Origin of the sequence: Janibacter melonis (assembly GCF_020567375.1) — a bacterium.
Classification (GTDB): domain Bacteria; phylum Actinomycetota; class Actinomycetes; order Actinomycetales; family Dermatophilaceae; genus Marihabitans; species Marihabitans melonis.
This window is the reverse complement of the sequence record NZ_JAJBZM010000002.1, coordinates 188,373-204,602: the sequence shown is the minus strand read 5'-3', so window position 1 is coordinate 204,602 and position 16,230 is coordinate 188,373. Positions and strand designations below refer to the sequence as shown.

Below are 16,230 nucleotides of genomic sequence, written 5' to 3'. Positions count from 1 at the left end.
CTCACTCGCCCTCGGACTTCAGCAGCGCGTCGACGTTGTCCTTGTCGATGAAGGCGGGACCGGTGTAGACCGGCTGGCCGCCACCGACCTCGGCACCCTGCTGCACCTTGAGCCACAGCGAGTCGACGGCCATGTAGCCCTGGACGTAGGGCTGCTGGTCGACGGCCCAGGTGATCGTCCCCTCCTTGATCGCCTTGAGGGCGTCGTCGTTGAGGTCGAAGGTGGAGATCGTCGCCTTGCTCCCGGCCTCGTCGACCGACTTGTCGGCGATGAGGGCGAAGGGGGCGCCGAGGGTGAGGACGTTGGTGATCGAGGAGTCCTGCTGGAGCTTCGCGGTGATCGTCGACTGGACGTTCGCCGTGTCGGTGCCGGTGACGTAGATCTTCTCGGAGTCGCCGAAGGTCTTGGCGACGCCGTCGCAGCGGGCCTCGAGACCGACGTTGCCCTGCTCGTGGATGACGCAGAGGGTCTTGCCGGCGCCCTCGTCCTTGAGCCGGGTCCCGGCGGCCTCGCCGGCGAGCTCGTCGTCCTGGCCGAAGAAGGACAGCGCGCCCATCTGCTTCCAGTCGTCCATGCCGCCGTTGAGGGCGACGACGGGGATGCCGGCCTCGGTCGCGGCCTCGACCGTCGACTTCATCGCCTCGGGCTTGGCGAGGGTGACCGCGATGGCGTCGACCTTCTTGTCGATCGCCTGCTGGACGAGGTTGGCCTGGGCCGATCCCTCGGGGTCGGCGCTGTACTCGAGCTTGACGTTGTCCTTCTTCGCGGCGTCCTCGGCGCCGGCGCGGACCTGGTCCCAGAAGGTGTCGCCGGGACCGGAGTGGGTGATGAGGGCGACGGTCATCGTCGGGGTGCCGGCGTTGCCGGCAGCCCCGCTGCTGTCGTCGCTCTCCTGCTTGCCCCCGCTGGAGGAGCAGGCGGCGAGGCCGAGGGCGAGCACGGCGGCGCCGGCGACGAGGGTGGTGCGGCGAGGTCGGGACATCGTTGTCTCTCTTTCCATCACGGTGAGGGTGGTGCTACTGCGGGTCGCCGGGTCGAAGGTAGGCCCGTTGGCCGGTCTTGTGCTCGCGATATGCGTCGAACGCCTCGCGGGTCGAGGTGAGCTCGGAGACCTCGCTCACCGGCACGTCCCACCACGACGCGGAGTCGGGGCCGTGGACGAGCGGGTCGGTCTGGACGTGGATGACGAAGGGACCGCCGTCGGCGGGCCACCCCTTCGCCTCGTGGATCGCGGCGACGAGGCCGTCACGGTCCTCGACCTCGACGACATGGGCGCCGAGGGAGCGGGCGTTGGCGGCGAGGTCGACGGGCAGGGCCTGCCCGTCGAGACGCCCGTCCGCCCCCCGGGCGCGGTAGGAGGTGCCGAAGCGCTGGCTGCCGAGCGACTGCGAGAGCGAGCCGATGGAGTGGAAGCCGTGGTTCTGCACGAGGACGACGACGACCTTGACCCGCTCCTGCACGGCGGTGACGAGCTCGGTCGGCATCATGAGGTAGCCGCCGTCGCCGACCATCGCGAAGACGTCGCGGGTCTCGTCGGCCAGGCGCACGCCGATGGCGGCGGGCACCTCGTAGCCCATGCAGGAGTAGCCGTACTCGACGTGGTACCCGCGTCGGTCGCGCACGCGCCACGACTTGTGGAGGTCGCCGGGCATCGAGCCGGCGGCGCACAGGACGACGTCGCGCGGGTCGCTCAGCTCGTTGACGAGCCCGAGGACCTCGCCCTGGGTGAGCAGACCAGGCGCGAGGGCGGCGGTGACCTCGGCGGACGGGTGGTGGGCGGCCTCGACCTCGGCGTCCCAGCTCGACCAGAGCCGCTCCTGCTCCTCGCGGTAGCCGTCCTCGACCGACCAGCCCTCGAGGGCCTGCGCGAGCGCGACGAGGGACTCGCGGGCGTCCCCGACGACCATGACGCCGGAGTGCTTCACCGCGTCGACCGGGGCGACGTTGAGGTTGACGAAGCGCACCCCCTCGGCGGCGAAGGCGGTCCGCGAGGCCGTCGTGAAGTCCTGCCACCGTGTGCCGACGCCGATGACGACGTCGGCCTGCGCGGCGACCGCGTTGGCCGCGGTCGTGCCGGTCGACCCGACGGCGCCGAGCAGCCGGGGGTCGCCGTGCAGCAGCGAGCCCTTGCCCGCCTGGGTCTCGCCGACGGGCATCCCCGTGGCCGCGCACAGCGCGGCGAGGGTCTCCTCGGCACGGGAGTAGTGCACGCCGCCGCCGGCGACGACCATGGGCCGCCGCGCGGAGCGGATGACCTGCGCGGCGCGGGCGATCGCCGCGGGCTCGGCCGGGGGCCGGCGCACGTGCCAGACCCGCTCGTCGAAGAGCTCGACCGGCCAGTCGTGGGCCTGCGCCTGCACGTCCTGGGGCAGCGAGATCGTCACGGCGCCGGTGTCGGCGGGGTCGGTGAGCACGCGCATCGCCTGGAGCAGGATCGCGGGCAGCTGCTCGGGGCGGCGCACCTCGTCGTAGAAGCGCGAGAGCGGTCGGAAGGCGTCGTTGACGGTGACGTCGGCGCTCACCGGGTGCTCGAGCTCTTGCAGGAGCGGTCCGGCCGAGCGGGTGGCGAAGGTTGAGGACGGCAGGAGCAGCACGGGCAGCCGGTTGATCGTCGCGAGCGCGGCGCCGGTGAGCATGTTCGTGCTGCCGGGGCCGACGGAGGCGGTGCACGCCCAGGTCTGCAGCCGGTCACGCTGCTTGGCGAAGGCGACGGCGGTGTGCACCATCGCCTGCTCGTTGCGGGCGAGGACGTAGGGCAGACCGGGCCGCGCCCCCGCCTGCGTCGCGGCGAGCTCGTCCTGGAGCAGGGCCTGGCCCAGACCCGCGACGTTGCCGTGCCCGAAGATGCCCAGGCAGCCCTCGAGGAGGCGCTGCTGCTCGCCGTCGCGCTCGCTGCGCTGGGCGGCGAGGAAGCGTACGACCGCCTGGGCGACGGTGAGACGGACGGTCTGGCTCATCGGGTGGCTCCCATCGGCAGGCGGGGGTCGACGCGCTGACCGGTCCAGCTCTCGCGGACCTGGCCGTGCGCGGGGTCGTCGCAGATGAGCCAGGCCCGCTCGGCGCCGGGACCGGCCATGACGTTGAGGTAGTACAGGTCGGCGTCGGGCGCGGCCATCGCCGGGCCGTGCCAGCCGTGCGGCACGAGGACGACGTCACCGGTGCTCACCTCGACGAGCACGTCGATCGCGCGCTCGTCGGTGCCGTAGACCTGCTGGTAGCCGACGGGGTCGAGGCCGTCGCCGCGCTCGGTGCCCCGGGTGACGGGCGCTCGCCCGGCGTCGGCGTCGCCGACGACCTGGGTCTCGAAGTAGTAGATCTCCTCGAGCACGCTCTCCTCGCCGGGGCGGTCGCTGTCGTGCTTGTGCGGCGGGTAGGACGACCAGCCCGCGGCCGGCGTGACGACCTCGCAGACGAGGATCTGCTCGGCCTCGGGCAGGGTGTCGGGCATGCCGTGACCGCGCACCTCGCGGCTGCAGCTGCCGGCGCCGCGCAGCTCGACGGGCGTCTCGTCGGCGGTGACGACCCGAGGGGTCCGTCCGCCGCCGGTGGGGTCGGCGACCTGGGCGCCGCACACGGCGACACGGGCGCCCTCGGCACCGGCACGAAGGAGCAGGGAGCGCCCGGCGGGCACGTAGGCGACGTCGCTCGGACCGGCGAAGACGCTCGTCCGACCGCGCAGGCCGAGGGTCTGGCCGTCGACGACGACGTCGACCGCTCCGACGAGCGGCACGACGACGACCTCCTCGCCACCGAGGTCGTGGTGCACCTCGCCGCCCGCGGCCAGCGCGGCCACGCGCAGCGACGTGTGCTGCCAGCCGTCGACGGCGTCGGTGATCTCGACCGCCCAGGGCTCACCGGCGGCGAAGGGGTGGAACCACCGGTCGTTGTCGGCGCCGGTGCGCGGGCCGCTCACCGAGCGCCCCCGTGCACGAGCCCGGCCGCGATGTCGACGGCCGCGCCGACGTCGCCGTCCGGCGGGTAGAGCAGGGCGCGCCCGACGACGAGACCGCGCACCGAGGGCAGCCCGAGCGAGCGGCCCCACGCGTCATAGCTGTCCTGGGGGTCCCCCTTCGGGTCCCCGCCGAGCAGGAGGGTCGGCATCGTCGTCGCGTCCATGACCCGCTCGAGGTCGTCGACGACCGGCAGCTTGAGCCAGGTGTACGCGCTGCTCGCGCCGAGGCCGGAGGCGACGTGGATCGAGCGGATCGTGCTGTCGGGGTCGAGGAGGTTCTCGACCTTGCCGTCGCGGCGGCGGGAGAGGAAGGGCTCGACCATGGCCATGACCTCGTGCCGGGCGAGCTCGGTGACGGCCTGCGCGCTCGCCTCGAGGGTGGCGACCGTGCCGGGGTCGTCGAGGGCGATCCGCGTGAGCATCTTGCCGCCGTCGAGGCCGCGCGCGGCGATCTCGTCGGCGGTGTACCCGGTGAAGCGGTCGTCGAGCTCGAAGACCGAGCCCTGCAGACCGCCGCGGTTCATCGACCCGATGACGACCTTGTCGTCGAGCGCGCCCATGAGCAGCAGGTCGTCGAGGACGTCGGGCGTGCCGAGGACGCCGTCGACACCGGGGCGCGAGAGGGCGGTCGCGAGGCGGTCGAGCAGGTCGCTGCGGCTGCCCATGGCCATCGCGTCGCCGCGCACGCCGAGGGCGCCGCGGGCGGGGTGGTCGGCCGCGACGACGAGCATCCGCCCGTCCTCGCCGACGAGCGGGCGGCGCCGCCGGCCGGCCCACATCCGCGCGACGAGGCCGGGGTCGGTGACCCGCAGGTCGGTGATCTGGGCGGGGCCGAGCCCGACGCGCTCGCTGGTCGTCATCGGGCCACCTCCTGGGTCTGCAGCGCGGCGAGGACCTCGTCCTCGGTGGGCATGGCGGTCGAGCACTCGAGCCGTGAGGCGACGATCGCACCCGCGACGTTGGCGAAGCGCAGGACGCGCTCGAGCTCCCAGCCGAGGAGCAGCCCGTGGCACAGCGCACCGCCGAAGGCGTCGCCGGCCCCGAGGCCGTTGACGACGTCGACGGGGTGGGTGGGGACCTCGACGCGCTCGTCACGGGTGGCCGCGAGGACCCCCTTCGGGCCCTGCTTGACGACGGCGAGCTCGAGACCGCGCTCGAGGAGCGCGTCGGCCGCACGGTGCGGGTCGCTCTCGCCGACCGCCACCTCGCACTCCTCGCGGTTGCCGACGGCCACGCTCACGTGCTCGAGCGCACGGGCGATCTCGGCGCCCGCGTCCCGCGGGTCCTCCCAGAACATCGGGCGGTAGTCGAGGTCGAGCACGCTCGGGTGGCGGCCGTCGCGGGCCGCGAGCGCCGCGTGGTGCGCGGCGCGCGAGGGCTCCTGCGACAGCCCGGTGACGGTGGCCCAGAAGATCTTCGCCTCGCGGATCGCCTCGAGCGGCAGCTCGTCGGGCTCGATCATGAGGTCGGGGGCGGTCGGGTAGCGGTAGAAGGAGAGCGGGAAGTCGTCCGGCGGGTGCACCTCGCAGAAGGTCACCGGCGTCGGCGGCACCCGGCCGGGCTCCCCGTCGAGGGTGCTGACGTAGCGGGCGTCGACGCCGAGCCGGGCTGCCTCGGCGCGCACGAAGCGGCCGAAGGCGTCCGGGCCGACCTTGCTGACGAGGGCGACGTCGTGGCCGTGGCGGGCCGCGGCGACGGCGACGTTCGTCGCGCTGCCGCCGAGGAACTTCTCGAAGGTGCGCACCTCCTCCAGCCCGACCCCGTGGTCGAGGGGGTAGATGTCGACCCCGGTGCGGCCGATGGCGACGACGTCGAAGACCACGGTGCGCTCACGCCCCCTTCGCGACGGAGAGCAGGTGCGCGACCGAGGTGCGCACGTCGGCGACCGGGTCGGGCCCCTCACCGCCGTCGGCAGGGTCACCGGTGAGGATCGTGTCCTGCTCGAGGACGTACCAGCCCTGGTAGCCGTCGGCCTCGAGTGCGGTGACGATCGCGGCGATGTCGACGTCGCCGGCGCCGAGCGGCACGTACATCCCGGCGGCGACCGCCTCGGTGTAGGTGGCGTCGCCGGCCTGGACCTTGCGGGCCCAGGCGAGGTCGACGTCCTTGAGGTGCATGTGGGCGATCCTGCCGGGGTGCTCGGTGGCGACCGCGACCGGGTCACCGCCGCCGATGAGGAGGTGGCCGGTGTCGAGGCACAGCCCGATCCGCGAGCCGTCGAGGACCCGCTGGGTCTCCTCGCCGGACTCGACCATCGTGCCGACGTGCGGGTGGATCGTCGCGACGAGGCCGTGCGCGCGGGCGGCGTCGTCGATCCGGTCGAGGTTGGCGAGCAGGGTGCTCCAGCCGAGCTCGTCGAGCGCCGGGCGGTCGTCGTAGCCGTCCACCCCGGTCGCCGCGGCGATGACGACGGTGCTCGCGGACGCCGCGACGAGGCCCTCCATCGCGCTCTCGACGACCGGCAGCGGGTCGTGGGCCGGGTCGTGCAGGACGACGGGGACGAACTGCCCGACCGCGGCCAGGCCGTAGCCCGCGAGGGTGTCGGCCTTGGCCTGCGGGGCGTCGGGGAGGAAGCCGTCGGGGCCGAACTCGGTGGCGCTGATGCCCAGCTCGCGCATCTGCGCCAGGACGGTCGGCGGCTGGTGCTGCCAGCCCCATCCGGGGACCTCGCACACCCCCCACGAGATGGGGGCGGCGGCGATGCGGTCGGGCACGGGGGTGGTCATGGTCGTCCTCACGAGGTGGCGGGGGCGGGCAGGGCGGAAGGGATCTCGCTCATGAGGACGGGGCGGCCCTCACGGCGGGAGAGGTCGCAGGCCTCGACGACGCGCGAGGCCTCGAGGGCGTCGTCGACGGTGCAGGGCGAAGGGGATCCGCCCACCATCGCGACGAAGCCGGCGAGCTCGTCGGCGAAGGCGGGGCGGAAGCGGGAGTAGAAGTCGGTGTGGACCGGGCCGGCCGGCTGGCTCGCGCCCGGCTCGACGCTGCGCAGGGCGAGGGAGTCGTCGAGACCGACGGCGACGGTGCCGTGCTCGCCGTGGACCTCGAGGCGCACGTCCTGGCCCTGGCCGTTGTAGCGGCTCGTCGAGAGCATCACGATGGTGCCGTCGTCGAGGGTGAGCAGGGCGGCCCCGGTGTCGACGTCGCCCGCGGCGGGGAAGAAGTCCGCCCCCTTCGTGCCGCCGACCGCGTAGACGCTCACGACCTCGCGGCCGGTGACGAAGCGGATGACGTCGGCGTCGTGCACGAGGCAGTCGCGGAAGATGCCGCCGCTGCCGGGGATGAAGTCCGCGGCCGGGGGGAGCATGTCGCTCGCGACGCCGCGCAGGGTGTGGACGAAGCCGAGCTCGCCGGAGCGCACGGTCTCGGCCGCCGCGCGGTAGCCGGCGTCGAAGCGGCGCTGGAAGCCGACGTGGACGGGGACGCCGCTGCGGCGGACGTGCTCGGCGACCTCGAGGATCTCGGTGAGGCTGGTCGCGAGCGGCTTCTCGCAGAAGGTCGGCAGCCCGGCGTCGACGGCCGCACGCACCCACGTGCCGTGAGCGGCCGAGCCGGTGGTGACGACGAGGCCGTCGAGGTCGGCGGTGAGGAGCGCCTCGACGGGCACGGCGCTCACCGCGGCGAGGTGCTCCTCGGCCGCGGCCTGGAGGCCCTGCGCCCGACGGCCGTCGACGTCGGCGACGACGACCTCGCTCACCCCCGGGACCGCGCGCAGCGTCTGCACGTGGGAGGTCCCGATCCGTCCGAGCCCGACACAGCCGATCCGCACCCTGGCCACTCCTTCGTGACGTCCGTCGGGCCCCGTCGGCCCTCGCGGGGTCAACTCTGGCCGGATCCGCGCAGACCTGTCAAGCATTTGTCAGGACATTCTGACGTCGGGATGTCATTCGCCAGGTCGCTATCATCCGTCCCATGGCCGCCACCGAGCTCGACGTCGCCCTCGACCGGGACTCACCGGTGCCGCTCTACCACCAGATCGCCGAGCAGCTGAGCGCGGCGATCCACGACGGGCGGCTCGAGTCGGGCGACGCCTTCGAGAACGAGATCGCCCTGGCCACGCGGCTCTCCGTGTCGCGCCCGACGATCCGGCGCGCGATCCAAGAGATGGTCGACCGCGGTCTGCTCGTGCGTCGGCGCGGGCTCGGCACGCACGTCGCCAACCGCAAGGTGCACCGCGAGGCCGTCCTGTCCTCGCTGTGGGACGACCTCGACGCGGCCGGCCGCTCGCCGCGCACCGAGGTGCTCGACCTCGAGCGCGCCGTCGACCCCCGCGCGGCCTCGATGCTCGACCTGCCGCCCGAGACCGAGCTGCTCTCGCTCACCCGCGTGCGCTACGCCGGCGACGACCCGCTCGCGCTCCTGCACAACTGGCTGCCGCCGAGCTCGGGCGAGATCGGCCGCGACGAGCTCGAGCGCGCGGGGCTGTACGCGGCGCTGCGCGGCCGGGGCGTGCGACCGAGCGTCGCCCGCCAGTCCATCGGCGCCCGCATGCCCACCGCCGCCGAGCGCAAGGCGCTCCACATGCGCGCCGGCCAGCCCGTCCTCACGATGACCCGCGTCGCCTTCGACGCCGGCGGCACCGCCATCGAGCTCGGCGAGCACGCCTACCGCGCCGAGGACTACACGATCGACCTCATGGTCGACGAGCGCTGACCCCCTCCCTGGTCGAGGTGCGAAGGGGGACTCCTTCGCTGGTCGAGGTGCGAAGGGGGACTCCTTCGCTGGTCGAGGTGCGAAGGGCGCCCCGCGCCCGAGCCTCGAGACCACCCGACAGTGCCCTCCCCGCGGTCAACGCGCGTCCCGCGGTGGGGGACTCACTTGACGGACGAGCCCCCCTGGGTGCTTACTAAGGACGACCTAAGTTGGTAGGTCGTCCTGAGCACGTCGAGAGAGACCACCATGCTCGTCAGCAACGCCCTCATCGGCCTGCGCGAAGGCCTCGAGGCCGCGCTCGTCGTCGTCATCCTCATCGCCTTCCTCGCCAAGACCGGTCGGACCTGGGCGACGAAGTGGGTCTGGGCCGGCGTCGCGACCGCGATCGTGCTGTCCGTCGTCCTCGGCGCGGTCCTCACCTTCGGCACCCGCCAGCTGAGCTTCGAGACCCAGGAGCTCATCGGTGGCAGCGCCTCGATCCTCGCGGTCGGCTTCGTCACCGTCATGGTCTTCTGGATGCGCACGGCCGCCCGGACGATCTCCGGCGAGCTCAAGGGCCGTCTCGACCGCGCCCTCGACCTCGGCCCGCTCGCGATCGCGCTCGTCGGCTTCCTCGGCGTCGGCCGTGAGGGCCTGGAGACCGCGATCTTCTTCTACGCGACGACCGAGGCCGCCGGCGCGGGCACCTACCAGCCTCTCGTCGGATGGGCGATCGGCCTGCTCTCCGCCGTCGCGCTCGGCGTGCTCATCTACCGCGGCGCGATCCGGATCAACCTCTCCGTCTTCTTCCGCTGGACCGGCGTCTTCCTCGTCGTCGTCGCCGCCGGGATCCTCGCCTACGGCATCCACGACCTGCAGGAGGCCGGCTTCCTGCCCGGCCTCAACGCCCTCGCCTTCGACGTCTCGCACGTCATCGCCCCCGACGGCTGGCTCGGCACCCTGCTCAAGGGCTTCTTCAACTTCACCCCCGCGACGACCTGGCTGCAGGCCATCGCCTGGACCGCGTACGTCGCGATCGTCCTGCCCCTCTTCCTGCGGCCCACCAGCGGCGTGACGAGCGCCCCGCGCCCCGCCGCCGCGCAGTCCGCCTGACCGACCCGCCCCACCTCGACCTGCACCGTCATGACCCGAAGGACCCCGATGCGCCGCACCGTCACCACCACCGCCCTCGGCCTGTCCGCGGCCCTCACCCTCACCGCCTGCGGCGGGGACGCGAAGGACGCGAGCGGAGGCGGCGGCCCGATCGCCGTCACCGCCAGCGACACCGAGTGCTCGCTCGCCCGGGCCGAGGCACCGGCCGGCACCGTCGAGTTCGAGGTGAAGAACACCGGCTCGAAGGTCAACGAGTTCTACGTCTACGCCGAGGGCGACCGCATCGTCGGCGAGGTCGAGAACATCGCCCCCGGCCTGAGCCGCACCTTCCACGTCAACGTCTCCGAGCCGGGCACCTACGTCACCGCGTGCAAGCCGGGCATGGTCGGGGCCGGCATCCGCTCGGACTTCACCATCACCGGCGCCTCCGCCGCCCCGAAGTCGCAGGACGAGCAGCTCGTCGCCGCCACCGACGGCTACGAGCGCTACGTCGCGAGCCAGGCCGACGCCTTCGAGACCGAGACCGGCAAGTTCGTCGCCGCCGTGAAGAAGGGCGACGTCGCCCAGGCCAAGCGCCTCTACCCGACCGCCCGCTCGTACTGGGAGCGCATCGAGCCCGTCGCCGAGTCCTTCGGCGACCTCGACCCGAAGATCGACGGGCGCGCCGACGTCCTCGACGAGGGCATGAAGTTCACCGGCTACCACCGCCTCGAGCGCGACCTGTGGAAGACCGGCCTCCAGGACGACTCCGACGCGATCGCCGACCAGCTGAAGAGCGATGTCGCCGAGCTCGTGACGAAGGCCAAGGCCGTCGAGCTCGACCCGCTCCAGCTCGCCAACGGCTCCAAGGCCCTCCTCGACGAGATGGCCACCGGCAAGATCACCGGCGAGGAGGAGCGGTACAGCCACACCGACCTCTACGACTTCGCCGCGAACTTCGAGGGCAGCAAGTCGGCGATCAGCAGCCTGCGCCCGTACCTCAAGAAGGCCGACGCCGACCTCGTCACCTCCATCGACAAGAAGACCAAGGCCCTCGACACCGTCCTGCAGCAGCACGCGACCGCCGACGGCTGGGCCCTCTACACCGACCTGTCCGACGCCGAGGTCAAGGAGCTCTCCGACGCCCTCGACGCGCTGAGCGAGGACGTCGCGAAGGTCGCCGGCGTCGTCGCCGACGGGCAGTGAGCAGGGAGCACGAGATGAGCAGCACGGGCGAAGGGGTGGGCCGTCGCGCCCTCGTCGGGTCGGCCGCGGGCGCGGTCCTCGCGACCGGTCTCGCGGTCGGCACCTCCCGGGCGGCGCACGCGAGCGCTCCCCCGGCCGCTCCCGCGGCCGACCCGGAGGAGGGCGTCGTCCCATTCCGCGGCGAGCACCAGGCCGGCATCACCACCGCCGCCCAGGACCGCATGCACTTCGTCGCGCTCGACGTGACGACCGACGACGTCGACGAGCTGCGCGACATGCTCACCGCGTGGACCCGCGCCGCCGAGCGGATGACGGTCGGCGCCGAGGCCGCCCCCGGCGGCGTGGTCGGCGGCGGGCCGTGGAAGGTCCCCGAGGACACCGGCGAGGCGATGGACCTGCCGCCGTCGAGCCTGACGATCACCATCGGCTACGGCCCGAGCCTCTTCGAGCGGCTCGGCATCGAGGACCGCCGCCCGGAGGCGCTGCGCGAGCTGCCCCCCTTCGCCGGCGACGACCTCGACGAGGCGCGCTCGGGCGGCGACATCTGCATCCAGGCGTGCGCCGACGACCCGCAGGTCGCCGTGCACGCCGTGCGCAACCTCGTGCGCCTCGGCTTCGGCACCGTCTCGGTGCGCTGGAGCCAGCTCGGCTTCGGGCGCACCTCGTCGACGTCGACGAGCCAGGCCACCCCGCGCAACCTCTTCGGCTTCAAGGACGGCACGGCCAACATCAAGGCCGAGGACCCGCAGGCCCTCGCCGAGCACGTGTGGATCGACCCGCAGGACGTGCCGGGCGAGGCCGCGTGGCTGGCGGGCGGCTCCTACCTCGTCGCCCGGCGGATCCGGATGCACGTCGAGGTGTGGGACCGCACCCACCTGCAGGAGCAGCAGACCGTCATCGGGCGCGACAAGGGGGTCGGCGCGCCCCTCGGCCGCTCGGCCGAGATGGACGAGCCGGACTTCGCGGCGAAGGGGGCGGACGGCGCCCCGGCGATCGACGTCGCCGCCCATGTGCGGCTGGCGCACGCCGACAACCTCGACGGGGTGCGCATCCTGCGCCGCGGCTACAACTTCACCGACGGCACCGACGGGCTGGGCCACCTCGACGCGGGCCTCTTCTTCGTCGCCTTCTGCCGCGACGCGCACCGGCAGTTCGTCCCGATGCAGCGGGCGCTGGCGCGCGCGGACCTCCTCAACGAGTACATCGAGCACACGGGCAGCGCGCTCTTCGTCGTCCCGCCCGGGCTCGCGCCGGAGGAGGACTGGGGCACGCAGCTGCTCGGCTGACCCTCAGCGCACCGCGCGGGTCACCAGGGCTTCTCGGCGTAGTCCCCGCCGTTGCTCTCCTCGGCCTCGTCGATCTTCTTCTTCGTCTCGGCGTCGCCCTGCCCGGCCTTGTTCTTCTCCTCGAGCTGCTTCTGCTTCTCGTCCTTCTGGGGGTCCTCGCCCTCGCCCTCGGAGTCGTCCTTCGAGGGGTCCTGCTCCTCGTCCTCGCCGTCGCCCTCCTCGGGCTGGGTCTTCTCCTCGAGGCGCTGCTTGGACTCCTGCTGCTTCTGCCCGGCCTCGCCGCCGTTGCCGTCGGCGGACCCGTCGAGGCAGCCCTCCGGCCCGCCCTCGATGAGGGCGAGGGCCTCCTCGGCGATCTTCTTCTCGCCCTCGGTGTCGCCGGCCTCGCCCGCGGCGTCGGACTGGCGCTCGATCGTCAGCACGAGGTTGGTGCGCACGGTGCAGTCGTCCTGCGGGTTGCCGGTGCGCCCGAGCGCGAGCTCGAGGTCGCGCCGCCCGCCCTCGAGGTCGCCCTCCATGGCCCGCCCGGTGCCCTCGACGTACGGCGCGCGCCAGCGCTGCACGATGTTGACGACGCCGAGACGCTCGCCCGCGGTCCGCACGCCGGCGCCGTCGCCGCTCTCGTGCGCCCCTCCGGCGCTGCTCGTGAGCACCGGCAGGCTGAGCAGCTTGAGCGCGAGGAGCAGCACGAGCAGGACGGGCAGCGCGGAGGCGAGGAGCAGCCGGCGTCGACGACGCACCCACGGGGCCGTGCTCATGACGCCTCCATCTCACGGGCCGCCCGGGTGATGCGCGAGACGTCGCGCGACACGAGCCACAGGTCGACGAGGAGCAGCGCGGCGGCGAGGGTGGCGAGCACCCACACGAGCGAGACGTGGGTCGGGGTCGACGCGGACGCGTCCTCGACGAGCTCGCCCGGCTCGGCCTGGGCGAGCGCCGGCGCGATGTCGCCGCCCTCGCGGTGCACGTAGGGCACCCCGAGCTGCTCGGCGAGCTTCTTCAGGTCGTCCTCGCTGGCCTTCGAGATCGCGGTCTGGCCGTCGGTCGTCGTGATGTCGCCGTCGCTCTCGCCGATCGAGGTGAGGTTGGCCATCGGCGCCCCCTTCGCCGTGCCGTAGCCGAGGACCGCGCCGCCGTCGACGAGGTCGCCCAGGTCGAACGGGGTCGGGGCCTGGCCGTTCGTCTGCTCCCCGTCGCCGAGGTAGAAGACGACGCGGGCCCGCTCGGGGTAGCGCTCCTTGCTCTTCGTCAGCGCGCCGCGCAGGTACTCGTCCGCGACGGTGATCGAGGAGCCCGCCGAGTAGAGCGTGATCTCCTGCGACATCGTGTCGACCGCCGTCTGCAGGGCGTTCGTGTCGGTCGTCAGCGGCATCGTCGCCCGCGCCGAGGAGTCGAAGGTGACGAGCGAGAAGCGCGCGCCGGGCAGCGCCTCGGCGATCTTCGGGATGTCCTCGCGGTAGCCGTCGAGGCGCGGTTTGCCCCCCGGGTAGTCGCGCGCCATCGCCGAGCTCGTCGTGTCGGCGACGAACCACACGTTGATCGCCCGGCTCGCCTGGGGGGCCTGGGCGCCGGCGACGCCGGGACCGAGCAGGGCGAGCGCGACGGCGGCGGCGGCCCCGGTGCGCAGCGCCCAGCGACGGCGCTGGGCGGGCCGGGTGAGCAGGGCGGCGACGCACAGGCCGACGAGCACGAGCCCGAGCAGGACCGCGACCGGCCAGGGCAGGACGGGGTGCAGACCGAGACCCTTCATCGACGCCACCTCCAGGCCAGGGGCAGGTACGCGAAGAGACCGAGCACGAGGAGGAGCACCGGCCAGCGGGGCTTGTCCGTGCGCAGGAATTGCGGCTTGGTGTCGGGCAGACGGGCCGCCTCGAGCCGCTCGATCTCGTCGGTGATGCCCGTGACGGCCTCCTCGTCGGTGAGCGGGTAGGTCTTGCCGCCGGTGCCCTCGGTGGCGTCGACGAGCTCCTCGTGGGCGCGGCCGCTGTCGTTGGGGTCGATGGCGTAGACCCGCGCGCCGAGGTCCTCCGCCGCGCGGAAGGCCTCTTCCTGCGTGTACACGCCCCGCCCGGCGACCATGTTGTCGGTGCCGAGGATGATCGCCCGGGGACGGTCCTCCTCGCGCCGGTCGAAGCCGTAGGTGCAGCTCGCGAGCCCGTCGGGGATGAGCGAGGTGCCCGAGCTGTTGGGGTTCCACGTGCCGGCCTGCGGGTCGAGCCCGTCGCCGCCGATCGAGGAGAAGCCGTTGGCGTACTCCTCGAGCTGGGTGGTCACGAGGTCGTAGTCGTCGGTGAGCGGGAAGGCGGTGACCGCCTGGCTGTCGAAGAGGACGAGACCGATCCGCTCGCCCTCGAAGCCCTTCACGACGTCGGCGAAGGAGCGCAGGATCGCCTGGTCGGTGACGAACATCGAGCCCGAGACGTCGAGGCAGAGCATGATGTCGCGGTTGCGCTTCTCCGGCTCGACGAGGTAGCCGTCGGCCGGGCGCGAGGCGGCCCAGGCCGCCGGCACGAAGACGAGGGCCAGCACCGCGGTGAGCACGAGCAGCTGACCGCGCAGCCGGGTCAGGGCCCGCCGGTAGACGGGCAGGTCGGTCATCCGTCGCGTGTGCGCCGCGAGGACGACCTCGCCGACGCGCTCCTGGCGGGCACGCCACCACGACGTCGCGGCGACGAGCACCGCGGCGAGGAGCACGAGCACCCCGAGCCACCACCAGGTCAGCTCCATCCGCCGACCACCTCCCGGGCCGCGCTCGCGGCCTTGGTGATGCTCGGAGGGGCGCTCTCGGCGGCGCCGAACTGGCTCGGGTAGTACGCGGCGATGAGGCGCGCGAGGTGCTCGGGCCCGCGCTTGCGCAGGTCGCGGGCGGTCATCTTCTCGGCGTCCAGGCCGCTCACCTCGGCGACGAAGCGGCGCACGACCTTCGACAGCTCGTGATGGCCGGCGCGCGCGGTGCGCTCGCCCTCGCGCACGGAGCGCTCGACCTCGTCGATCTGCGCGAGCGTCTCGCCGCGCAGCTTCACGAGCGCGCTCGGCGGCAGGGGCGCGTGGCTCTCGTCCTGCGGGGGCCGCGTCATGAGCCACACGACGCCGGCCCACACGAGGAGGAGCAGCAGGAGCAGGCCGCCGAGGAGCGGCCACACGACGCCGTAGCTGCCCGGGGGCAGGAAGCTCGGGTCAGCGTCCACGACGCCTCCGCTCGAGCAGGCCGATGACGGCGGGGACGACCTCGTCGCGCGAGCCGACCCGGACCTCGCCGACGTCGACCCGGCGGAAGGTCGTCTCGAGCTCGGCGCGGCGCACCCGCTCCTGCTCGGCGTAGACCGCCCCGATCTCCGGGGCGAGCTCGATCAGCGCGGGCAGGGTCCGTCCGCTGCTCACGTCGCGCACCCGGGTCGACGCGGGGACCCCGACGACGTCGAGGTCGGCGACGGTGACCCAGAGGATCTCGTGACGCAGCCGCAGCGTGCGCAGCACCGCCTCGACCTCGGCGGCGTGCACGCCGTCGTCGGCGACGACGAGGACGATCTTGCGGCCCGTGACATGACGGGCGACGTGGTGGAGCAGCCCCGGGAGGTCGCCCGAGGGCGTCGTCTCGCCGCTGCGGGCGAGCATCTCCTGGAGCAGGCGCTCGAGATGACCCTCGCTGGCCCGGGCGCGGGTGGGGTGGATCGCCCCCGGCCGCCCGCTCACCATCGCGACCTCGTCGCCGTGACGGACCGCGAGCCAGCCGATGACGCCGGCGGCGAGCACCGCGACGTCGCGCTTGCTCTCCCCCGAGGTCGTCGCGGCGGCCATCTCGCGCCCGCCGGGCACGACGAGGACGAGCCCGAAGTGCCGCTCGGCGACATAGCGCTTGATGAGCATCGAGCCGTGCCGGGCCGAGGCCCGCCAGTCGATGTCGCGGACGTCGTCGCCGGCCGTGTACTCGCGCAGGTCGTCGAAGTCCATCGAGCGACCCTTGTGGATCGAGGCATACCCGCCCTCGAGGAGCGCGAGCGAGCGACGGCGCACGTGGATCGAGAGCCGTCCCTTGACCTGCTGGACGAGTGAGGACATGTC

16 protein-coding genes are annotated in these 16,230 nt (G+C 73.3%); 4 read left to right on the top strand and 12 right to left on the bottom strand.

Going from position 1 to position 16,230, the window contains the following annotated elements; genetic code table 11:
• Position 1: 1 nt before the first annotated feature.
• The 7 genes from LIV55_RS07030 to LIV55_RS07000 are packed head-to-tail and all read right to left on the bottom strand — an operon-like array spanning position 2 to position 7,721.
• Entirely contained in the window at positions 2-982 is a 981-nt protein-coding gene (locus LIV55_RS07030) for a sugar ABC transporter substrate-binding protein (protein ID WP_198150281.1), read from the bottom strand.
• A 34-nt stretch (positions 983-1,016) separates the two neighbouring features.
• Entirely contained in the window at positions 1,017-2,957 is a 1,941-nt protein-coding gene (iolD, locus tag LIV55_RS07025) for a 3D-(3,5/4)-trihydroxycyclohexane-1,2-dione acylhydrolase (decyclizing) (protein WP_229299733.1), read from the bottom strand.
• Positions 2,954-3,913, bottom strand: a complete 960-nt coding sequence (gene iolB, locus LIV55_RS07020; protein WP_229299732.1) for a 5-deoxy-glucuronate isomerase — start codon at positions 3,911-3,913, stop codon at positions 2,954-2,956. The genes iolD and iolB overlap by 4 nt, the downstream gene beginning before the upstream one ends.
• On the bottom strand, positions 3,910-4,812 hold the full coding sequence (locus tag LIV55_RS07015; RefSeq protein ID WP_123093476.1) for a class I fructose-bisphosphate aldolase: 903 nt from the start codon (positions 4,810-4,812) through the stop codon (positions 3,910-3,912). Before LIV55_RS07015 ends, iolB begins: the two co-directional genes overlap by 4 nt.
• Complete coding sequence (gene iolC / locus LIV55_RS07010; protein WP_123093477.1) at positions 4,809-5,774, bottom strand: 5-dehydro-2-deoxygluconokinase; 966 nt, start codon at positions 5,772-5,774, stop codon at positions 4,809-4,811. The genes LIV55_RS07015 and iolC overlap by 4 nt, the downstream gene beginning before the upstream one ends.
• 7 nt (positions 5,775-5,781) lie before the next feature.
• A complete protein-coding gene (locus LIV55_RS07005; protein WP_201468082.1) occupies positions 5,782-6,678 on the bottom strand; it encodes a TIM barrel protein in 897 nt (298 codons plus the stop codon).
• Between the two features lie 8 nt (positions 6,679-6,686).
• A complete protein-coding gene (locus LIV55_RS07000) occupies positions 6,687-7,721 on the bottom strand; it encodes a Gfo/Idh/MocA family protein (RefSeq protein WP_229299731.1) in 1,035 nt (344 codons plus the stop codon).
• Positions 7,722-7,864: 143 nt separating this feature from the next.
• Between LIV55_RS07000 and LIV55_RS06995 the strand changes: the two genes are divergently transcribed.
• The 4 genes from LIV55_RS06995 to efeB all read left to right on the top strand — a co-directional run bounded on the left by LIV55_RS06995 (position 7,865) and on the right by efeB (position 12,168).
• Positions 7,865-8,605: a GntR family transcriptional regulator gene (locus tag LIV55_RS06995; protein ID WP_123093480.1), complete on the top strand. Its 741-nt coding sequence runs from the start codon at positions 7,865-7,867 to the stop codon at positions 8,603-8,605.
• Between the two features lie 246 nt (positions 8,606-8,851).
• Positions 8,852-9,697, top strand: a complete 846-nt coding sequence (gene efeU, locus LIV55_RS06990) for an iron uptake transporter permease EfeU (protein ID WP_229299730.1) — start codon at positions 8,852-8,854, stop codon at positions 9,695-9,697.
• 48 nt (positions 9,698-9,745) lie between these two features.
• Positions 9,746-10,882: an iron uptake system protein EfeO gene (gene efeO, locus LIV55_RS06980; protein ID WP_267492672.1), complete on the top strand. Its 1,137-nt coding sequence runs from the start codon at positions 9,746-9,748 to the stop codon at positions 10,880-10,882.
• A gap of 14 nt (positions 10,883-10,896) precedes the next feature.
• Complete coding sequence (efeB, locus tag LIV55_RS06975; protein ID WP_229299729.1) at positions 10,897-12,168, top strand: iron uptake transporter deferrochelatase/peroxidase subunit; 1,272 nt, start codon at positions 10,897-10,899, stop codon at positions 12,166-12,168.
• Between the two features lie 20 nt (positions 12,169-12,188).
• Here the strand turns inward: efeB and LIV55_RS06970 are convergent, their stop codons facing one another.
• From LIV55_RS06970 to LIV55_RS06950, 5 genes are read right to left on the bottom strand one after another with little or no spacing between them, the layout of a single operon-like run.
• Positions 12,189-12,926, bottom strand: a complete 738-nt coding sequence (locus LIV55_RS06970) for a hypothetical protein (RefSeq protein WP_229299728.1) — start codon at positions 12,924-12,926, stop codon at positions 12,189-12,191.
• Positions 12,923-13,918: a vWA domain-containing protein gene (locus tag LIV55_RS06965; protein ID WP_229299727.1), complete on the bottom strand. Its 996-nt coding sequence runs from the start codon at positions 13,916-13,918 to the stop codon at positions 12,923-12,925. Before LIV55_RS06965 ends, LIV55_RS06970 begins: the two co-directional genes overlap by 4 nt.
• Positions 13,915-14,895, bottom strand: a complete 981-nt coding sequence (locus tag LIV55_RS06960) for a vWA domain-containing protein (protein ID WP_123093484.1) — start codon at positions 14,893-14,895, stop codon at positions 13,915-13,917. The genes LIV55_RS06965 and LIV55_RS06960 overlap by 4 nt, the downstream gene beginning before the upstream one ends.
• Positions 14,886-15,356, bottom strand: a complete 471-nt coding sequence (locus LIV55_RS06955; RefSeq protein WP_229299726.1) for a hypothetical protein — start codon at positions 15,354-15,356, stop codon at positions 14,886-14,888. The genes LIV55_RS06960 and LIV55_RS06955 overlap by 10 nt, the downstream gene beginning before the upstream one ends.
• A complete protein-coding gene (locus LIV55_RS06950) occupies positions 15,346-16,227 on the bottom strand; it encodes a DUF58 domain-containing protein (RefSeq protein WP_191564506.1) in 882 nt (293 codons plus the stop codon). Before LIV55_RS06950 ends, LIV55_RS06955 begins: the two co-directional genes overlap by 11 nt.
• Positions 16,228-16,230 lie beyond the last annotated feature (3 nt).

Bases quoted from the DNA above. Each gene is read 5' to 3' on its own strand.
- efeB (WP_229299729.1), top strand. From the start codon at position 10,897: ATGAGCAGCACGGGCGAAGGGGTGGGCCGTCGCGCCCTCGTCGGGTCG.
- LIV55_RS06995 (WP_123093480.1), top strand. From the start codon at position 7,865: ATGGCCGCCACCGAGCTCGACGTCGCCCTCGACCGGGACTCACCGGTG.
- LIV55_RS07005 (WP_201468082.1), bottom strand. From the start codon at position 6,678: ATGACCACCCCCGTGCCCGACCGCATCGCCGCCGCCCCCATCTCGTGG.
- LIV55_RS06960 (WP_123093484.1), bottom strand. From the start codon at position 14,895: ATGGAGCTGACCTGGTGGTGGCTCGGGGTGCTCGTGCTCCTCGCCGCG.
- LIV55_RS06950 (WP_191564506.1), bottom strand. From the start codon at position 16,227: ATGTCCTCACTCGTCCAGCAGGTCAAGGGACGGCTCTCGATCCACGTG.
- efeO (WP_267492672.1), top strand. From the start codon at position 9,746: ATGCGCCGCACCGTCACCACCACCGCCCTCGGCCTGTCCGCGGCCCTC.
- LIV55_RS06970 (WP_229299728.1), bottom strand. From the start codon at position 12,926: ATGAGCACGGCCCCGTGGGTGCGTCGTCGACGCCGGCTGCTCCTCGCC.
- LIV55_RS06965 (WP_229299727.1), bottom strand. From the start codon at position 13,918: ATGAAGGGTCTCGGTCTGCACCCCGTCCTGCCCTGGCCGGTCGCGGTC.
- efeU (WP_229299730.1), top strand. From the start codon at position 8,852: ATGCTCGTCAGCAACGCCCTCATCGGCCTGCGCGAAGGCCTCGAGGCC.
- LIV55_RS07015 (WP_123093476.1), bottom strand. From the start codon at position 4,812: ATGACGACCAGCGAGCGCGTCGGGCTCGGCCCCGCCCAGATCACCGAC.
- LIV55_RS07030 (WP_198150281.1), bottom strand. From the start codon at position 982: ATGTCCCGACCTCGCCGCACCACCCTCGTCGCCGGCGCCGCCGTGCTC.
- iolD (WP_229299733.1), bottom strand. From the start codon at position 2,957: ATGAGCCAGACCGTCCGTCTCACCGTCGCCCAGGCGGTCGTACGCTTC.